19 protein-coding genes are annotated in these 17943 nt (G+C 70.8%); 15 read left to right on the top strand and 4 right to left on the bottom strand.

All coding sequences use genetic code 11. From position 1 onward, the window contains the following. Positions 1 to 8: 8 nt before the first annotated feature. On the top strand, positions 9 to 974 hold the full coding sequence (gene ygfZ, locus ACYF6T_RS10150; RefSeq protein WP_461695298.1) for a CAF17-like 4Fe-4S cluster assembly/insertion protein YgfZ: 966 nt from the start codon (positions 9 to 11) through the stop codon (positions 972 to 974). A 28-nt stretch (positions 975 to 1002) separates the two neighbouring features. Here the strand turns inward: ygfZ and dtd are convergent, their stop codons facing one another. After that, positions 1003 to 1428, bottom strand: coding sequence for a D-aminoacyl-tRNA deacylase (dtd, locus tag ACYF6T_RS10155; protein ID WP_461695299.1), 426 nt, complete (start codon positions 1426 to 1428; stop codon positions 1003 to 1005). Between the two features lie 231 nt (positions 1429 to 1659). On the opposite strand from dtd, the gene ACYF6T_RS10160 reads away from it, so the two are divergent. From ACYF6T_RS10160 to ACYF6T_RS10175, 4 genes are all read left to right on the top strand, one after another. Further along, positions 1660 to 2175: an RsiG family protein gene (locus tag ACYF6T_RS10160; RefSeq protein ID WP_461695300.1), complete on the top strand. Its 516-nt coding sequence runs from the start codon at positions 1660 to 1662 to the stop codon at positions 2173 to 2175. Positions 2176 to 2200: 25 nt separating this feature from the next. Next, positions 2201 to 3136, top strand: a complete 936-nt coding sequence (locus ACYF6T_RS10165) for an asparaginase (RefSeq protein ID WP_461695302.1) — start codon at positions 2201 to 2203, stop codon at positions 3134 to 3136. Positions 3137 to 3439: 303 nt separating this feature from the next. Beyond that, positions 3440 to 4711, top strand: a complete 1272-nt coding sequence (locus ACYF6T_RS10170) for a GNAT family N-acetyltransferase (protein ID WP_461695303.1) — start codon at positions 3440 to 3442, stop codon at positions 4709 to 4711. A 365-nt stretch (positions 4712 to 5076) separates the two neighbouring features. After that, entirely contained in the window at positions 5077 to 5991 is a 915-nt protein-coding gene (locus tag ACYF6T_RS10175) for a winged helix-turn-helix domain-containing protein (RefSeq protein ID WP_461695305.1), read from the top strand. 21 nt (positions 5992 to 6012) lie between these two features. On the opposite strand, the gene ACYF6T_RS10180 is transcribed toward ACYF6T_RS10175, so the two are convergent. After that, positions 6013 to 6201, bottom strand: coding sequence for a hypothetical protein (locus tag ACYF6T_RS10180; protein ID WP_461695306.1), 189 nt, complete (start codon positions 6199 to 6201; stop codon positions 6013 to 6015). Between the two features lie 181 nt (positions 6202 to 6382). Here ACYF6T_RS10180 and ACYF6T_RS10185 point away from each other — a divergent pair, with 181 nt between their 5' ends. Continuing rightward, entirely contained in the window at positions 6383 to 7273 is an 891-nt protein-coding gene (locus tag ACYF6T_RS10185) for a GntR family transcriptional regulator (protein WP_461695307.1), read from the top strand. Continuing rightward, complete coding sequence (locus ACYF6T_RS10190; protein ID WP_461695309.1) at positions 7273 to 8010, top strand: HAD family hydrolase; 738 nt, start codon at positions 7273 to 7275, stop codon at positions 8008 to 8010. The genes ACYF6T_RS10185 and ACYF6T_RS10190 overlap by 1 nt, the downstream gene beginning before the upstream one ends. Before the next feature lie 11 nt (positions 8011 to 8021). Here ACYF6T_RS10190 and ACYF6T_RS10195 read toward each other — a convergent pair whose 3' ends face one another. Beyond that, positions 8022 to 8246 (bottom strand): hypothetical protein, encoded by a 225-nt coding sequence (locus ACYF6T_RS10195; RefSeq protein WP_461695311.1) that lies wholly within the window; start codon positions 8244 to 8246, stop codon positions 8022 to 8024. Between the two features lie 192 nt (positions 8247 to 8438). Here ACYF6T_RS10195 and ACYF6T_RS10200 point away from each other — a divergent pair, with 192 nt between their 5' ends. The 7 genes from ACYF6T_RS10200 (at position 8439) to ACYF6T_RS10230 (ending at position 16448) form a co-directional block, all read left to right on the top strand. Further along, positions 8439 to 9347, top strand: a complete 909-nt coding sequence (locus ACYF6T_RS10200; protein ID WP_461695312.1) for a GntR family transcriptional regulator — start codon at positions 8439 to 8441, stop codon at positions 9345 to 9347. A gap of 178 nt (positions 9348 to 9525) precedes the next feature. Continuing rightward, the gene (locus ACYF6T_RS10205) at positions 9526 to 11754 is read left to right on the top strand and encodes a phosphotransferase family protein (protein WP_461695313.1); all 2229 of its coding nucleotides are present in this window, start codon (positions 9526 to 9528) and stop codon (positions 11752 to 11754) included. 44 nt (positions 11755 to 11798) lie between these two features. Then, positions 11799 to 12686 (top strand): hypothetical protein, encoded by an 888-nt coding sequence (locus ACYF6T_RS10210; RefSeq protein WP_461695314.1) that lies wholly within the window; start codon positions 11799 to 11801, stop codon positions 12684 to 12686. A 15-nt stretch (positions 12687 to 12701) separates the two neighbouring features. After that, positions 12702 to 13337, top strand: coding sequence for a TetR/AcrR family transcriptional regulator (locus tag ACYF6T_RS10215; RefSeq protein ID WP_461695315.1), 636 nt, complete (start codon positions 12702 to 12704; stop codon positions 13335 to 13337). Between the two features lie 40 nt (positions 13338 to 13377). Continuing rightward, complete coding sequence (locus tag ACYF6T_RS10220; RefSeq protein WP_461695316.1) at positions 13378 to 15414, top strand: HelD family protein; 2037 nt, start codon at positions 13378 to 13380, stop codon at positions 15412 to 15414. A 37-nt stretch (positions 15415 to 15451) separates the two neighbouring features. Beyond that, a complete protein-coding gene (locus tag ACYF6T_RS10225; RefSeq protein ID WP_461695318.1) occupies positions 15452 to 16075 on the top strand; it encodes an RraA family protein in 624 nt (207 codons plus the stop codon). Between the two features lie 43 nt (positions 16076 to 16118). Next, complete coding sequence (locus ACYF6T_RS10230) at positions 16119 to 16448, top strand: hypothetical protein (protein WP_461695642.1); 330 nt, start codon at positions 16119 to 16121, stop codon at positions 16446 to 16448. On the opposite strand, the gene ACYF6T_RS10235 is transcribed toward ACYF6T_RS10230, so the two are convergent. Further along, complete coding sequence (locus tag ACYF6T_RS10235; RefSeq protein WP_461695319.1) at positions 16387 to 17010, bottom strand: TetR/AcrR family transcriptional regulator; 624 nt, start codon at positions 17008 to 17010, stop codon at positions 16387 to 16389. The genes ACYF6T_RS10230 and ACYF6T_RS10235 overlap by 62 nt on opposite strands. A gap of 96 nt (positions 17011 to 17106) precedes the next feature. Here ACYF6T_RS10235 and ACYF6T_RS10240 point away from each other — a divergent pair, with 96 nt between their 5' ends. Then, positions 17107 to 17928: an NAD(P)H-binding protein gene (locus tag ACYF6T_RS10240; RefSeq protein WP_461695320.1), complete on the top strand. Its 822-nt coding sequence runs from the start codon at positions 17107 to 17109 to the stop codon at positions 17926 to 17928. Positions 17929 to 17943 lie beyond the last annotated feature (15 nt).

Genomic DNA, 17943 nt, shown 5'->3' on the forward strand with positions numbered 1-17943 from the left:
TTGTGGATATGAAGAGCCCCCTGCTGTCCCTGCCCGGCGCCGTCCCCGCGGAGGGCGTGGACGAAGGCGTCGCCGCCCACTACGGCGACCTGTTCCGCGAGCAGCGCGCCCTCTCCGACGGCACCGGATTCGTCGACCTCTCGCACCGCGGGGTCGTCACCGTCTCCGGCGAGGACCGGCTGAGCTGGCTGCACCTGCTCCTCACCCAGCACGTGAGCGAACTGCCCGCCGGCCAGGCCACCGAGGCCCTGATCCTGTCCGCCCACGGCCACATCGAGCACGCGCTCTACCTGGTCGACGACGGCACGACGGTCTGGGCCCACGTGGAGCCCGGCACACAGGACGCGCTGATCGCGTACCTGGAGTCGATGAAGTTCTTCTACAGGGTCGAAGTCGCCGACCGCACGGCCGAGTTCGCGGTCGTCCACGTGCCGGCCGGCTCGATCGCGGAGATCCCGCCCGGGGTCGTCGTCCGCGAGACCCCGTACGGCCGCGACCTCTTCCTCCCCCGCGCGGACCTGGAGCCCTACGCCGAGAAGGCCGGCCCGCCGGCCGGGATCCTCGCCTACGAGGCGCTGCGCGTCGAACACCACCGCCCCCGCCTCGGCTTCGAGACCGACCACCGCACCATCCCGCACGAGCTGGGCTGGATCGGCACGGCCGTCCACCTCCAGAAGGGCTGCTACCGGGGTCAGGAGACGGTCGCCCGCGTCCAGAACCTGGGCAGGCCGCCGCGCCGCCTGGTCTTCCTCCACCTGGACGGCAGCGAGGTCCACCTCCCCGTCCCCGGCACCGACCTCCACCTCGCCGAGGAGGGCCCCGACGGCCGCAAGATCGGCTTCGTCACGTCCTCCGCCCGCCACCACGAACTGGGCCCGATCGCCTTGGCGCTGGTCAAGCGGAACGTGCCCCTGGACGCACGCCTGATGGCGGGGGAGACGGCGGCGGCACAGGAGGTCGTCGTCGAGCCGTAGGGACCGTGGCGCTCGCGGACCCGGCGGCTCAGATGTCGAGCAGGACGGTGAACGGGCCGTCGTTGGTCAGGGAGACCCGCATCTTGGCGCCGAAGCGGCCGGTGGCCACCGTGGCGCCCAGGGCGCGGAGTTGGGCGACGACCTCGTCGACCAGGGGCTCGGCGACGTCGCCGGGGGCGGCGGCGTTCCAGGTGGGACGGCGGCCCTTGCGGGCGTCGCCGTAGAGGGTGAACTGGCTGACGACCAGGAGCGGGGCGTCGACGTCGCTGCACGACCTCTCGTCGTTCAGCACGCGCAGGGACCAGAGCTTGCGGGCGAGCTGGGCCGCCTTCTCCTTGGTGTCCTCGTGTGTCACACCGACCAGGACGCACAGCCCCTCGCCGGTGATCTCCCCGACCGTCTCGCCGTCCACGACGACGCTCGCGCCGTCCACTCTCTGCACCACTGCACGCATGGGCCCATGATGCCGTGCGGCCCCGACAGCCTCGTCGGGGCCCTTCTTTTTGATCCTTAACCCCCCATCTGGGGCCGTTCGGGGGCACTCGGTCACATAGCGGCCACTTGGGGTGGCACGATGCTTCCCACACGCCGGTCGAGGGGACGGTAGAGGCACATGAGCACACCGAGTACCGGGCAGCCGCCCGCTGTCGGGGGTTTGGGGAATGGCGTCCTGAGCACTCCGGGGATGCCGGGGGGTCCGCGGCTGCCCGCCGAGCCGCCCGAGCACGACCTGACCGGACTGAGCCTGCCCGAACTGCGCGCCCTGCGCCGGGACGCCCAGCGTGACGAGGCCGACCTCAGTTACGTACGGCGGCTGCTGCAGGGCCGTATCGACATCCTGCGCGCCGAACTGGTCCGCCGTTCCCCGGCGGGCGCGGGCGCGGTGGTCGACCGTCTGCCCGAGATCCTCACGGACGCGCCCGCCCGCCAGCGCTCCTCCGCCCGCCACGTCACGCTCGGCACCCCGCACAGCGAGGAGTACCGGCAGCTGGCCGCCGACATGCTCGCCGAGGTCGAGCTCTCCGACCTCGACGCGCGTACGGACCTGGAGCTGAACACCGCGATGGGCCGGCTCGTACGGTACGAGCAGCAGGTCTCCCGGCGCCGTCAGCGCCTGCAGCGCACGACCGACGACTGCAGCGCGGAGATCGCGCGCCGGTACCGTGAGGGAGAGGCACAGGTGGACGACCTGCTGATCTGAGCGATCCGAGCGATGTGAGGTCCGTGTGACGGTACTGGCCGAGGTCGTGCGCTCGGGGTTCGTCGAGAGCAGGCACCGGGGCGCGCTGGTGCTGCTGGCGGCGGACGGGTCGGTGGCGCTGGCGCTGGGCGACGTGACGTCACCGGTCTTCCCGCGCTCGGCCAACAAACCGATGCAGGCGGCCGGGATGCTGCGGGCGGGGCTGCGGCTGGCCGGTGAGCGGCTCGCGTTGGCCGCCGGCAGCCACTCGGGCGAGCCGTTCCACCTGGACCTGGTGGAGAAGGTGCTGGACGAGCACGGCCTGTCGCCGGACCACCTCCAGTGCCCGCCCGACCTCCCCCTCGACCCCGCCGAGCGCGAGGCGTGGCTCTCGGCGGGCCGCCCGCCCTCCCGCCTGGCGATGAACTGCTCCGGCAAACACGCGGCGATGCTCGCGGCGTGCGCCCTGCGCGGCTGGCCCCTGGACACGTACCTCGACCCCGCCCACCCGCTCCAGCGGCTCATCCACAGCACTGTGGAGGAAGCGGCGGGCGAACGGATCGCGGCGACCGGCGTGGACGGCTGCGGCGCCCCCGTCCTGGCCATCAGCCTCCGGGGCCTGGCCCGCGCCTTCCGCTCCCACGTCCTCGCAGCCCCGCCCGCCCCCCGGCGCCGCGTGGCCGACGCCATGCGCGCCCACCCCGAGTACGTCGCCGGCACCCACCGCCACGACACCTGGCTCATGCGCGACCTCCCCGGCACGGTGGCCAAGGTGGGCGCGGAGGCGGTCCAGGCGGCGGCCCTGCCGGACGGCCGGGCGCTGGCGTTCAAGGTGGAGGACGGGGGCGTACGGGCCCTGGGGCCGGTACTGGCGCGGGCGCTGCGGCTGCTGGGGGTGGGGGAGGAGCCGGTGGAGCGGTTCGCGGGGGTGGCGGTGCGCGGGGGCGGACGGGAGGTGGGGGAGGTACGGGCGGCGTTCTGAGGACGCGGGGATTCCGAGGGCGGGGGATTCCGAGGGCGCGGGGATTCCGAGGGCGGGGGTCCTGAGGTCTGCGGGTGTTGTGAGGTCTGCGGGCGTTGTCAGGTCCTCGGGCGTTGCGAGGTCTGCGGGTGTTGTGAGGTCTGCGGGTGTTGTCAGGTCCTCGGGCGTTGCGAGGTCTGCGGGCGTTGTCAGGTCCTCGGGCGTTGTGAAGTCTCGGGCGTTGTGAAGTCTCTGGCGTTGTGAGGTCTTCGAGGGCCTGGAAAATCGCGCGACACCTCACCGTCGTACACATACCGTGACCCCATGACCCGCGACCGCGAGCCCTCCGACATCGACGTCCGTCCGATCACCGAGGCCGAGTTCCCGGAGTGGCTACGCGCCGTCAACGCGGGATTCCTGCGCGCCCCCAGCGTCTCGGACGCCGAACTCGAGGCCCGCCGCACCCAGTTCGCACCGGGCCGTTACACCGGCGCCTTCGACGGCGGCCGCTGCGTGGCGACGTTCCGCTCCTTCGCCCAGGAACTCACCGCCGTGGGCGGCACCCTCGTTCCCGCCAACGCCGTCACCGGCGTCACCGTCACCGCCACCCACCGCCGCCGCGGCCTCCTCACCCGCATGATGACCCGCGACCTCGCCGCCGCGAAGGACCGCGGGGACGTCGTGGCGACGCTCATCGCCGCCGAGTACCCGATCTACGGCCGCTTCGGCTTCGGCCCCGCGGCCGCCACCGCGGAATGGACGGTCGACGTCCCCCGTACCGGCCTCGACCCGCGCCGCCGCATCCCCGAAGACGGAGGCCGGATCGACCTCCTCGACGCCGCGGACGTCCGCAAACTCGGTCCCGAGCTGCACGACCGCGTGCGCCGCGCCACCCCGGGTGCCATCAGCCGGACCGACTGGTGGTGGCAGCTCAACACCGGCGTCGTGAGCATCGACCCGAAGTGGACCGAGCCCTTCTTCGCCGCCTACCGCGCCCCCGACGGCACCATGGAGGGCCTCGTCGCGTACGAGGTGGACGACACCTGGGGCGACGGCAAGCAGCCGCAGGACACGGCGACCGTCCGCGGCCTGATCGCCACGAGCCCGGCCGCCGAGCGCGCCCTGTGGCACTACCTGTGCTCCATCGACTGGGTCACCCGGATCAAGACCGGCCCCCGCGCCCCCGACGACCTGCTGCCCCTCTACCTGCCGGACGCGCGGGCGGCGAGCATCACGACGCTGAGCGACTGGCTGTGGGTGCGGATCCTGGACGTCGTACGGGCGCTGGAGGCGCGGACGTACGAGGGCGCCGGCTCCCTGGTGCTGGAGGTGCTCGACGGCTCGGGACTGACGGGCGGCGGCCGCTACCGGCTGGAGGTGGCGGAGCGGGGCGGGTCCGGATCCTGCACACCGACGCGTGAGGCCGCGGAACTCACCCTGGACATAACCGGGTTGGCGTCACTGTGGCTGGGCGACGAGTCGGCCGTGCGGCTGGCGGCGGCGGGCCGGGTGCGGGAAGAACGAGCGGGCGCCGCCAGGTTGGCCGACGCCCTGCTGCGAACGTCCAGGCGACCGTGGTGCCCGGACATGTTCTGACGGCTCCTTCCCGAAGGGGACGGTGGACTATCCGTAGCTGTGCTCTTCAGTTGTGACGGTGCTCTTCAGTTGTGACGGTGCTCTTCGGTTGTGGCTGTGCGGTCGTCCGTATGAACTTGTCGGTGTTCACTTGTGACTGTGCCGTTGGTGCAGACTGACCGGGCTCCCGGCTCCCCTCCGGAAGGGAGCCCGATCAGCCGGATCGCGGATGCTCCCCCTGATGGACGGTGGATGGCGCCAACCCCTCTGGTACTTGACCATCTTGCCGAAGTTGGCGACCAACTTCACTGTCCTTATCTCCGTTTGGAGTCGTCTTATAACCACCTTCGGAAGAACTGCCATAAGATGGCGGGAAGTTGTAGTGTTTGGTCGTGGACCCGAAACACGTCTCCGCCAATGGGCGGACGAGGTCACAGCGGCCACAGAAATCCCATCGTGAGGTGGCCGACGAGCTCCGCGCCCGCATCAGGTCGGGCCGGCTCCAGCCGGGCCAGCGCATGCCCACGCAGGCGAAACTGGCCGACGAGTTCGGCGTCGAGCGCGGCGCCGTACGCCAGGCGCTGCGCATCCTCCAGTCGGAGCACCTGCTGACCAACGTGTCCAAGGGCGCCCCCGCGACCGTCGCCCCCGACCTGGACCTGACCAGGGTCGTCACCGGCCCCGCGGCCCCGCCGCTGCCGACGATGGTGGCGCTGGCCCCGCGCATCGAGGCCGCGTTCGCGGACACGCACGTCGAGATAGACGCCCTGTGCCTGACCTCGATCTCCCTGAACCTCGCGCTGGCCGTGCCGTTGCGGCAGATCCACGCCGGGCGACTGAAACCGGCCAAGGTCGACGTGCGGATCCTGCTGCCGAGCCGGGACATCGACCTGGCCTTCCCGACGCCGGTCGACCCCTCGGCCGACGGCCGCCTGCAGCGGCACTGGCTGACCAACCGCAACGCGCAGGGGCAGGTCCTGCGGCACAACCTGCTCGCCCTGCGCTCCACGCACGGCATCGACGTCCACGTCACGTTCCGGGCCCTGCCCTTCACTCCGCCGGTGAAGCTGTACCTGCTCAACGGCACGGAGGCGCTCTTCGCGTACTACACGCTGACGCGGCGCGAGGAGGAGATCGACCACGAGCACCTGGAGATGTACGACGCCGAGGGCACCCAGTCGATGCTGTTCGCCTTCGAGCAGGGGGCGAGCCTGCGCGACTCGACCTTCGTCGAGCAGTCGCACCTGTGGTTCAACGCACTGTGGGAGACGATCAGCTCGGAGCTGACGCTCACGGGCTGACGTCTCCCACAGGACTGTCTGTCAGAGGGCGGGCCCCGCGACCAGCAGGGCGAGCACGATGGCTCCGGCGGAGCTGACGGCGGGGTTCTTGGCCTTGATGCCCACGGTGAGCAGCAGCAGGCCGATGATGCCGGCGGCGCCGTACTTCCAGCTCACGAGCTGCTCGAAGCCGACGACGAAGACCGCGGACAGGAGGGCGAGGGCAGGCACGGTGTTTCCCCCTTCGTGCGTGGGCGGGACGGTCGTGGGGGGACGGAGAGCCGGAGAGGAAGCAAAACTTCCACCAACTCAACCAAGTTGGCAACCAACTCTGATTAAGTTGTTCCCACTTGGTACCTACTCATAAACAAGTCGCCAGCAACTCCCCATAGATGGATCGAAGTTGTAGCGTTTGGTCGTGACCCAGGAGAACGTGGCGGAGAACGTGGCAGTGAACGGCAGCAGAAGGCGGTCCCCGCAGGAGATCGCCGACATCCTCCGGGACCGTATCCGCAGCGGCGACCTCAAGGCGGGCGACCGCCTGCCCACCCAGGCCGAGCTCGCGGACGAGTTCGGCGTGGAACGCGGCACCGTCCGCCAGGCTCTACGGGCACTCCAGGAGGACGGCCTGCTGAGCAACGTCAGCAAGGGCAGCCCGCCCCGGATCGCCGAACCGCCGCCCGTCACCGGCGAACCCCAGCCCACGATGGTGGGCCTCGCCCCCCGCCTCGCCGAGGCCTTCTCCGCCCCGCACGTGCGCGTCGACGCCGCGTGCCTGACCGCCGAGACGCTGATGCTGGCCCTGGGCGAGCCGCTGCGCCGCATCCACGCCGGCGAGATACGCCCCGAGTCCATCGACGTCCGCATCCTGCTGCCCAGCCGCAAGATCGACCTGGCCTTCCCGGTGCCGGTCGACGGCCGCGGCGAGGACGACGCGGTCCACCAGCGCTGGCTCGCCCAGCGCAACGCCCAGGTCCAGGTCCTCCAGCACAACCTCCGCGCCCTGCGCTCCTCGCACCGCATCGACGTACGGGTCACCTTCCGCGCCCTGCCCTTCACCCCACCCATCAAGCTCTACCTGCTCAACGGCACGGAAGCCCTGGTCGCCTACTACATGATCACCAAACGAGAGGAGGAATGGGACACCGGAACCCTGGAGATGTACGACGCCCTGGGCGGCAAGTCCCTCCTCTTCTCCTTCGAACAACGAGCCGGTCAACGCGACGCCGCCTTCGTGGAGCAATCCCAGAAGTGGTTCGACGCCCTCTGGGAAACCATCACGACGGACCTGACACTCTCCTAGTGACTTCTGATACGACGCAGACTGAACCGGTGACAGTAGAGACAGGGAACCTGCGAGAACTGATCACCAACGCCCGCTTCGTGCTCTTCGACTTCGACGGCCCCATCTGTCAGCTGTTCGCGGGGCACTCGGCGGAGCAGGTGGCGAGCGAGCTCGTCGCCTGGCTGGAGGGGCAGGGGCTGCGTGGCTTGCTGACCGAGGAGGAACAGGTCCATCCCGACCCCATGGTCGTGCTCTACGCCGTCAACCGGCGGCATCCGCGCAGCGACCTGGTGGCGGAACTGGAGGCACGGCTCACGCAGTTGGAGCGCAAGGCGGCCGTCTCCGCGATGCCGACGGCGTACGCGGATCCGCTGATACGCACCTGGACGGCCGTCGGCAGCCGGCTGGCGGTCGCCACCAACAACTCCCCGCGCACGGTCGCCGACTACCTCTCCAGCCGCGGCCTGGCCGACTGCTTCGCCCCGCACGTCTACGGCCGCACCGCCGAGCTCGACCTCCTCAAACCGGACCCGCACTGCCTCAACCGCGCTCTCAGCGCCATGGGCGCGGCCCCCACCTCCGCCCTCATGATCGGCGACGCCCCCACCGACCTCCACGCCGCCGAAGCGGCCGGCGTCCCGTTCCTGGGCTACGCGCGTAACGCGTACAAACACCAGCAACTGAAGGACGCGGGCGCCCAGCACATCGTCGGCTCTTTGCTGCCGGTGCTGCGGTTGCTGCGGAGTCAGACCTGACGGCAGCGGAGTCAGGCCTGGAGGCACAGGGCGACCAGGGCGACCACAAGGCCCGCCGCCCACCATTCTGGGCTGGTGTGGATCGTACGCAGGAGGCGCGGTACCCACACCCGGATGAGAACCGGAACCACGGTCAGCAGGAGCGCGCCTCCGAGTCCGGCGAGCCCGAGCTGCGTCTGCACCAATTGGCCCAGGCCGAATTGGAGGACTGCTCCTACCAGTTGAAAGAAGATCACGGCCCCACCCCGTCCACTTCAGTGATTCGATCAACTAGCCGTCCAATTGGACTGCTACTCCTGACTGGGGTGTGCCCTGCCTGCTAGATCCCTTAACTGTCCAATCCCGGCCGTATATGCCAACCGGCCAACCGATCCGCCAATTTGACTGGAACCGGTTTGTCGGTGGACGGGTCGCGGTACGGTCGCGATGTGAGCGAAGAGCGCGGCGACGGAGGCGGCACGGAGTTCGAGCGTGTCCTGTCGGCGTTGCGCGCGCGGATCGCCGACGGCACGTACACGGTCGGCTCGCAGCTTCCGCCCCAGCGGGAACTCGCCGAAGAGTTCCGGGTGTCGAGGGACACGATCCAGCGCGTCATGCGCGAACTGAACAACGAGGGCTGGATCAGGTCCCGCCAGGGCAGCGGTTCGCGTGTGGTGAAGAGCCCCACGCATGCCGGCTCGCCGCCCAGACAGGAGGCGCCCCGGGTGAGAGCCGCGCTGGGCACGTTCATCGACCGGGCTTTCGCACAGCGGGTCGTCCAACTAGACGTGTTCACCCTGACATCCGAGTCCCTGGACGCCCACATCCGACTCCAGGCCGAACGCATCCGCCTCGGCGAGATCCGTCCCGATCGCATCGAACTGCGCATGCTGCTGCCCTCGGAGTGGCTGGAGCTGCCGTACCCCCGCGCGAAGAAGCAGGACGAGGGGGAGCGGGAGGAGCGGGAAGCAGGCCAATCGGACCGGTTGCAGGAGCGGCTGCGCGCCATCACGCGCCGGCACACCACCTCCTTGCGTGTCGCGCTGCGTGACCTGAAGGCGGAGGGCCTCGTACCGGACATCGAGGTGGCGATCCGGCACGTGCCGCTGACGCCCGCCTTCAAGCTGTACCTGCGCCCCGGTGTCGAAGCGCTGTTCGGACCGTACGAGGTGGTGGAGCGCACCATCATGCTGGACGACGGCACCGAGGTCGAAGCCCAGGACGTGCTGGGCCTGGGCTCGACACTGACCCGCCACGTCAACGACGAGGGCGATCCGGATTCCCCCGGATCCGTGTTCATGGAGAGCATGCAGGCCTGGTTCGACTCGTGCTGGGGGCTTCTTTCCGAAACCCCCTGAACCGGCTGTGAGTCCACCGAGTTTCGAACGCCGTGCGCCTGTCGGGTGGTAACTCTCTCAAGTCGGTATCGAATGCCGGAGCCCGTTCATACGTGAGTGAGGACAAGCACTAAGGTGTGCTCACTCTCTAGCGACGCATGAACATCACAAGCGCCGCACAGTCATGCAGGAGTGGCCCGTGGGCGTTCCGCCACTGCCCGGTATCCGCGCTCTGGAAAGAGCTGAGGACACCAAGTACGACGAGTTCGTACGCTACGCGCGGGCCCTGGGGTGGTTCGGGCGCGGTCACCACAACCTGAACTACATGGTGCGGCCAACGGCCGGCCACTCCAGTCTGGTGCCCGGGGAGGAAGGGCGGCCCGTCACGGTGCGGCTGCCCGTTCCCACGGCGCTGCCGGTGGTCATCCGGACCTGGCAGGACGAGGCGGAACTGCTCAACACCATCCGCCGGTACCTGCCGAACGTGCCGCAGTGCCTGGTCAAGCGCCAGGACATGACCATCCTCAGCTACGTGGAGGGCGTGCCGCTCTCCAGCATCTGCCCGAACGGCAAGCCGGTCGACTCCGATCTGATCGCCGCACTCGCCGGCCTGTTCGCGGACATGGCACAGGTACGCAGGCAGCACCTGCCTCCGCTGCCTCCGTCCTGGCCGCGGTCCAGCCGGAACAGCAACGCGTATCTGCGGGCGCTCGCAGCCGCGGCGGAGGAGCAGATCCGCAAGCGCAACTGGGCCAAGTTCGGCGGCCTGTTCGCCATGCTCGGCATCCCCGAGGACGCCATGGTGCGGTTCGCGGAACGGGTGCCGTCGCTGATCAAGCGCCCCTTCAGCCTCCTCCACACGGACCTCCACCGGGACAACGTGATCGTGTCCTACCACGGAGATCCACCCCTGATCTGCGTGGACTGGGAGCTGGCGTCCTTCGGCGACCCGCTGCACGACCTCGCCACTCATCTGGTCCGGATGCAGTACCCCGTCGACCAGTGGCAGGAGGTGATCGAGGCGTGGCGCGAGACGATGGGCCGGCGCAACAGCAAGGCCGTCGAGGGCCTCGACCGGGATCTGAAGCACTACCTCGCCTTCGAGCGCGCCCAGTCCGTCTATCCGGACGTGATGCGTGCCGCGACCTCGCTCGGTGACTCGTTCGACCAGCGCGATCTGGACGCTGCGACGACTGCGGTGCACACGGCTCTGGAGGCGGCCGAGAAGCCGCTGCGGCTGAAGAAGGTGCCGGATACGGCCGAGATCGAGCGCACGCTCTTTCGTTGGAACGAGTCCCACGGTGTGACGGCGAGCCGGGAGAGGTCCGTCTTCCAGATCGTCTGGCAGCGTGATGACCGGGTCCCGCTGGGACCGGACTTTCCGGACCGGGCGGTGAGCCAGGCCCTCTTCGAGGAAGGTGCGGCCTCCGCCGACCGGGTCTTCAAGGGGACGGCGCACCTCAACACGGCAGTCGAGGTCCCGGGAGTGCCGTTCCCGGTGATGGTGCGCCGGAAGGTCGGTTCCGCGACCCCGCGGGAACGGAGGTTCCTCAACGAGCACGCCGTATTGATGGCCATCGAGAAGTCACGGGCAGCGGTTCACGCACCGCGTGTGCTGGCTCTCGGCGTCAGCGGGTTGGACGAGCCCTTCACCATCCACTCCTACGAGGGTTCACGACAGGGCATCAAACCTCCGGACCACCCCGCGAACGGCCTGACGCCGCACGAGGCGGACGACCTGGTGGACCAACTGCGTGCGCTGACGGAGGTCGACTGCTCGCACCTCGACCCGATACAGGGCCAGGACTTCTACTGGGAACTCCAGTACGAGCTGGTCCGCATGGTCGAAGAGCTCCCCAAGGCGACCACGGAGGTGGCGCGCGAGCTCGGTCTGCCGAGTGGCTACCGCCTGCTCGAGATGCTGGAACGTCACACCGTCGTCCCGCGTCGGCCGGTGCTCCTGCACGGCGACCTCAACCCGTGGAATCTCGTCCGCCGCGAGGAGGGAGGGCTGACGCTCATCGACTGGGAGATGGCGATGATCGGCGACCCGCTGTACGACCTGGTCCGCCACATGCACCTCACTCCGACGCGTCCCGAGATCCGCGAGCGGATGTTCGCCCGCTGGTACCACGCGTTGCCGGAGGACTGCACCAAGGGCTGGCACCAGGACTGGCGTGTGTACCGGTGGATGGAGATCGTCCGCTCGGCCTATGTGGACCTGGACCGCCTCGTCACCGGGGACAGCCTGGAGGCGCCCAACGTCCGCCGCGCGGTGGACGCCTACACCATGACGCTGGCCGCCGCCACGGCCGCGCTGGGCCTGCCCCACCGGTCGAAGAAGCCCGCGAACCCTTACCTTGCCCGCGCGTTCATGCACCGCGACGATGGAGGGGCACAGACAGCTGGGGTCTCCGCGGATGTCTGACCTGCCGTCGGCCCCTTCGGCATGCACGGGGGAAGGGACGACGGATGTCCGCGGGCGTGAACAGGCCGGTCGAGGGCGGCATAGGCGAGCACCTGAAGCGTTTCCAGTCCCGCTACGAGCCCGCGGTCGTCCGGCTCCTGCTGCTGGCGATCTTCGCCACCGGACTGGTGGCCCAGTTCGTCAAGCCGGTCGGAGACGCCCTGGAGGACAAGGCGTTCCTGGGCGGCGCCCTGCTCAGTCTGGTCGGCTACGTGCTCTACGACACGGTCAAAGAGCTCGCGGTGACGCTTCGGCAGCCACCGCGGGTCCAGGTCGAGTCGCGGGAACTGGGGACCTTCGTGACCGAGGCGTTCCGCGCCCGTGAGGTGGAGATCAGTTTTCTGGGCTACACGGGGGAGACCCTCTGCAACGAGCTCTTCCACCGCCTGGAGGCCCTGCTCGAAGACCCCGGCCCCACCAGGCACGTCTCCGTCAGGGTCCTGGTACCGGACTTCGGCCAGCCGATGACCGTGCCGTCGCGCGTGGGCGAGGACGACGAGCCGGTGGACGACCCCGACTTCCGCAAACGCCTGGAACTCAAGTGCCAGGAGTACGACGAGACGATCTCGGGCATAGAGGAGCGCCTCAACGCACTGGGCCGCGTCAGCGCGGAGTGCGAGTACCGCGTCTACCCCGGCATCCCCAGGGAGAAGGTCTGCATCTTCAACCGGGAACAGGTGCTGCACGGTCTCTACAACGTCGCCGCCCGCAGCATGCTCCGCAGCGGTGGCCCCGAGTTCTACGACCCCAAGGGCTACCGCACCGACCTCAGCGTCTGGGCCCGGGGCGCCGGCGAGGACGCCAAGGCCATCGTCGCCACCTGGAGCAAACACCTCGACGATCTGTGGCGCCTGTCGCTGGCACCCGGCTGGCGACGCGTGGCCGGCGAGTGAGCCTAGGCTCGCTGCATGACCCAACCCGGCCTCCGAGCGCGCAAGAAGCAGCGGATGTATCAGGAGCTCTCCGACACCGCCATCCGGCTGTTCCTGGAGAAGGGCTTCGACGCCGTCTCCGTCGCCGAGATCGCCGCCGCCGCCGAGGTGTCGAAGCCGACGCTCTTCCGGTACTTCCCGGCCAAGGAGGACCTGGTCCTGTACCGGATCGCCGATCACGAGGACGAGGCGGCGCGGATCGTCGCGGGGGCGGCGAAGCCGTTGGAGGCGTTGCGGCAGAGGTTTCTAAAGGGGCTGGAGAGCGGGGACCCCGTGACCGGGCTCAGCGATCACCCGCAGGTTCTCGCCTTTCACTCGCTCCTCTACGGCACCCCGTCCCTCGTCGCCCGTGCCCACACGCACCTGGAGCGGGCGGAGGCCGCGCTCGCCGAGGTGCTCGGCGGGGATCTGGACGCGCGGCTGGCGGCCGGGCAGATCATCGCCGTACAGCGGATTCTCGCGCTGGAGAACTGGCGGCGGATCGCCGCGGGGGAGCGGGTGGAGGACGTGCGCCCGGACGCCGTCGCCGCGGCCGAGCGGGCGTTCGGGCTGCTCAAGGCCGGATTGCCGCATCTGGCCGGGAGACAAGGCCGCCCTGTGGATACTGAGTAATAAATTTAACTCGGTCACGAAATCTCGTATCGTGTGGCCCATGACCTCAGACGACCGCGCCCTCCAGGAAGCCCTCCGGCGCGAACGCGCCCATCACGACCGCTGCCGGGCCGCCCTCGCCGGCATGGTCGACGGCGCCGAGGAACAGGTCGTCGTCGGTGAGAACGCCTCCGCCTCCGGGGCCGACGCCGAAGTGCTGGGGTACGAGCTGCGCAGCCGGGCCAGGCATATGCGGGAGCTGCCCGAAGGGCCGCTGTTCTTCGGGCGGTTGGACCACGCCGAGGGGGCCGGGGAGCACGCCGGGCAGAGTTACCACATCGGCCGGCTGCGCATCAGCGAGCAGCCGACCGTGCCGCCCCTCGTCGTCGACTGGCGCGCACCCGTCTCCCGCGCCTTCTACCAGGCGAGCGCCCGCGATCCCCAAGGGGTCGCGAACAGGCGGCGGTTCGGCTGGGCGCCCGGCAGCAAGGGGGACTCGGCCGACCTGACGGGCTTCGAGGACGAGCACCTCGGGCGCGGCGAGTCCCGCGTCAGCGACATCGTCGCCCGCGAGATCGAACGCCCCCGCGTCGGCCCGATGCGCGACATCGCGGCCACCATCCAGCCCGAGCAGGACGATCTCGTACGAGGGGACCTCGGACTGTCGGTGTGCGTGCAGGGCGCTCCGGGCACCGGCAAGACCGCCGTCGGCCTGCACCGGGCCGCCTATCTGCTCTACACCCACCCGCAGCGCATCCGGCGCGGCGGCCTCCTCATCCTCGGTCCCAACCGGACCTTCCTCTCCTACATCGGCGAGGTGCTCCCCGCGCTGGGCGAGACCGGCGTACGGCAGTCCACCCTGCATGAGGAGATCGCCCACCACCCCGTCACCGGGACGGACAGCGAACGGACCGCCGTTCTCAAGCACGACGTGCGGATGGCGGAGGTGCTGCGCCGGGCCCTGTACGCGCGCGTGACCACCGACGGCCTCGAACCCCTCGCCGTGACGGACGGTTCGTATCGGTGGCGGGTGGGGGTCGGTGAACTCGTGCGGATCGTGGAAGGGGTGCGGGCGGAGCAACCGCCCTACGGCGTCGGGCGGGAGCGGGTGCGGATGCGGGCCGTGCGGTGCGTTCAGGAGCAGGCGGAGCGGCGAGCCGGGCCGCAGCCCGCGAGTTGGGTGCAGAGGGTCTCGCGGGCGCGGGCGGTGAGCGCGTACGTCGACGCCGTCTGGCCCCGGGTGCGGGCGGAGGAAGTCGTCGCCCAACTGCTGAGCAGCAAGGAGGAGTTGGCCGCCGCCTGTGTGGGGCTGTACGACGCCGACGAGCAGCTCGCGCTGCTGTGGGACCGGCCGCCGCGGTCCTGGAAGTCGGCCCGCTGGTCCGCCGCCGACGTCGTCCTGCTCGACGAGGTCGCCGGGGTCGTCGAGCACCCCGAGGGGTACGGGCACGTCGTCGTCGACGAGGCGCAGGACCTGTCCCCGATGGAGTGCCGGGCGATCGCGCGCCGGGCGGTCTTCGGGTCGGTGACGGTGCTGGGCGACCTCGCGCAGGGCACCGCGCCCTGGGCCGCGCGGTCGTGGCGGACGACCCTGCGTCATCTGGGCAAGCCCGACGCGGCCGTGGTGCCGCTGACCACGGGGTTCCGGGTGCCGGCGGCCGTGGTCACGCTGGCCAACCGGCTCCTCGAACGGCTCGACGTCGACGTCCCCGCGGGGCGTTCGCTGCGCGGAGACGGGGAGTTGAGGGTGCGGCGGGTGGCGGACGGTGACCTGCCGGAGGCGGTCGTCGGCGCCGTGCGCGAGGCGCTGGGGCGTGAGGGGTCGGTGGGGGTCGTGGCCGCCGACGCGGACGTGACGTGGGTGCGGGCGGCGCTCGGCGCGGCCGGGATCGCGGCGGCGGGCGCGGACGAACCGGGTGCGCGGGTGGCCGTCGTACCGGCGAGTGTCGTCAAGGGACTCGAGTACGACCATGTCGTGGCCGTCGAACCGGCGGCCATCGCGGAGGCCGAGCCACGCGGACTGCACCGCTTGTACGTGGTGCTGACCCGGGCGGTGTCACGACTGGAGGTGGTCCACGAGCGGGCGCTGCCGTTCTAGGGGCGGCCTGCGGGCGGGCGACGGTACCGTCCGTCGCATGACCGACGTCACCGACTTCCACGGCATCCCGACCACCACCCTCGCCGACCTCCTCGGCCACGACCACGTGATGGACCTCGGCATCCGCGCGCTGTGGGGACCGGACGGGCGGGTTGCCGGGCCGGCGTTCACCGTGAGCTGCGCGCCCGGCGACAACCTGATGCTGCACGCCGCCATCCACCGGGCGGCACCCGGCTCGGTGGTCGTCGTGGAGTCCGGCGACCTGGACTGGGCGCTGGCCGGCGGCAACGTCTGCGCCGTGGCCCAGCGCCGCGGCATCGCGGCGTTCGTCCTGGACGGCGTCATCCGCGACCTCGCCGAGATCCGCGACCTGCGCTTCCCCGTCTTCGCCCGCGGCGTCGTCCCGATCCCGGGCGCCAAGTCGGTCGTACGGCCGTTGGGGCGCCCGGTGCGGTGCGGTGGCGTCACGGTCGCGGCGGGCGACGTGGTGGTCGCCGACGAGGACGGCGTCGTCACCGTGCCGGGTCCGCGGGCCGGGGAGATCCACGCCGCGGCCCGCACCAAACTCGCGAAGGAGGCCGCCGAGTCCCTGGACGACTGGGAGGCGGCCCACCGCGCCCGCATCGACAAGATCCTGGCGGGCCAGGGCTACGAGGGCTGATCATCGTAGGAAGAGGCTCCTCTTCCTCGATGTCGACGGAACCCTGATCCCCTTCGGCAGTCCGGGACCGTACCTGTCGTACGACTCGCCGTGTGAGCCGGTGTGGGCGACGACCTGGATGGACGAGGCGAACGCGTTGGTCGCGCCCTGGCTGGGGCTGCCCCCGCTACCGCCGCGCCCCCTGGTGGACTGGGCTCGCGGCCGTTCGTTCGTGTGGGTCGATGACGAGATCACGGACGCCGATCGGGCCTGGGTGGCGGGGCATCATCCCGGGGCCGCCCTCGTGCACCGCGTCGATCACCGGTACGGGCTCACCGGCGCCGGTCTCGAGCTGGTGGCCGCGTGGGTCGGAGGGAGTCCAGCCAGGTTGTGAGGCGGGCGCCCTCGCGGGTCATCACGGTTGGGTCGCGTAGGGCGTTGGTCAGTAGGGACATGCCCTGGTAGGCGCCGACCAGGGTCAGTGCCAGGGCGTCGGGGTCGGGCTGGTCCAGTTCGCGGAACTGGTCGGCCACCCAGGCCAGCAGCCGGCGCAGCAGCCTGCCCGCCTCCGCGTCGAGGCCGCCGTCGGCCGGGCGCTTGCCGAGTTCGGCGGCGAGGGTGCCGGTGGGGCAGCCGTAGCGGGCGGCGAGGTCCCGCTGTGCGACCCAGCCCGCGACCAGGGCCTTGAGGCGCTCGCGCGGGTCGGGCAGGCGGTCCAACTCGGCGGTGACACGGCTCAGTTGGTCGCCGTGCTCGGCGAGTGCGGCGGCGACCAGGTCGTCCTTGGTCTTGAAGTAGTAGTAGACGTTCCCCGTCGGGACGCCCGCCGCCTGAGCGATGTCGGCGATGGTCGTCCGCTCGACGCCCTGCCGGTGCACGACATCGGCCGCGGCGGCCATCAGCCGGCGCCGCTTGTCCAGGGCCGTCCTCGTCCGCGCGCTCTGTGAGTTGGTCACCCGACTGACTATACGGCCGTGCGTGTGCTAGCGTCCTGGGAGTGAGTTAGTCGTCTGACTGACTCACTTCGCTTCCACAGCCCCTGGGGGACAGCCATGTTCGTAGTCACCGGTGCCACCGGAAACGTCGGGCGCACTCTCGTACGACTGCTCGTCGCCGCCGGCGAGGAGGTGACCGCCGTGGCCCGCCAGGTCACCGCGGCCGACGTCCCGCCCGGCGTGCGCGCCGTCGCCGCCGACCTGGGCGACGTCGAGAGCCTTCGGCCGGCACTGCGGGGCGCCCGGGCCGTGTTCCTGCTGGTCGCGGGGGAGGACCCGGAGGGGATCGTGGGCGCGGCCAAGGCGGCCGGCGTGGCGCGGATCGTGCTGCTGTCCAGCCAGGGCGCCGGCACCCGGCCGGACGCCTACGCGCACGCGGCCCGCTTCGAGGCGGCCGTACGGAACTCGGGGCTGGAGTGGACCGTCCTGCGCTCCGGCGGCCTGGCCTCCAACGCGCTCGCCTGGGCCGAGCCGATCCGGCGGCACCGCACCGCCGCCGCGCCCTTCGCGGACGTGGCCCTGCCCTTCGTCGACCCCGACGACGTGGCCGCGGTCGGCGCCGCCGTCCTGCGCGAGCCGGGACACGCCGGCGCCGTCTACACCCTCACCGGCCCCGCCCCGACCACCCCGCGCGAGCGCGCCGCCGCCGTCGCCGACGCCCTCGGCGAACCGGTGCGCTTCCAGGAGCAGACCCGGGCCGAGGCCCACGCGCAGCTGTCCCGCTTCATGCCGCCGCCCGTCGTCGAGGGCACGCTGGCCGTGCTGGGCGAACCGACCGGCGAGGAGCGCCGGGTGAGCCCGGACGTGGAGCGCGTCCTCGGACGCGCCCCCCGTCCCTTCGCGCAGTGGGCCGCCCGCAACGCCGGGGCGTTCCGCTGAGCGGCCCTCCGCTGC

The sequence above is a fragment of the Streptomyces sp. 7R007 genome (assembly GCF_054850255.1).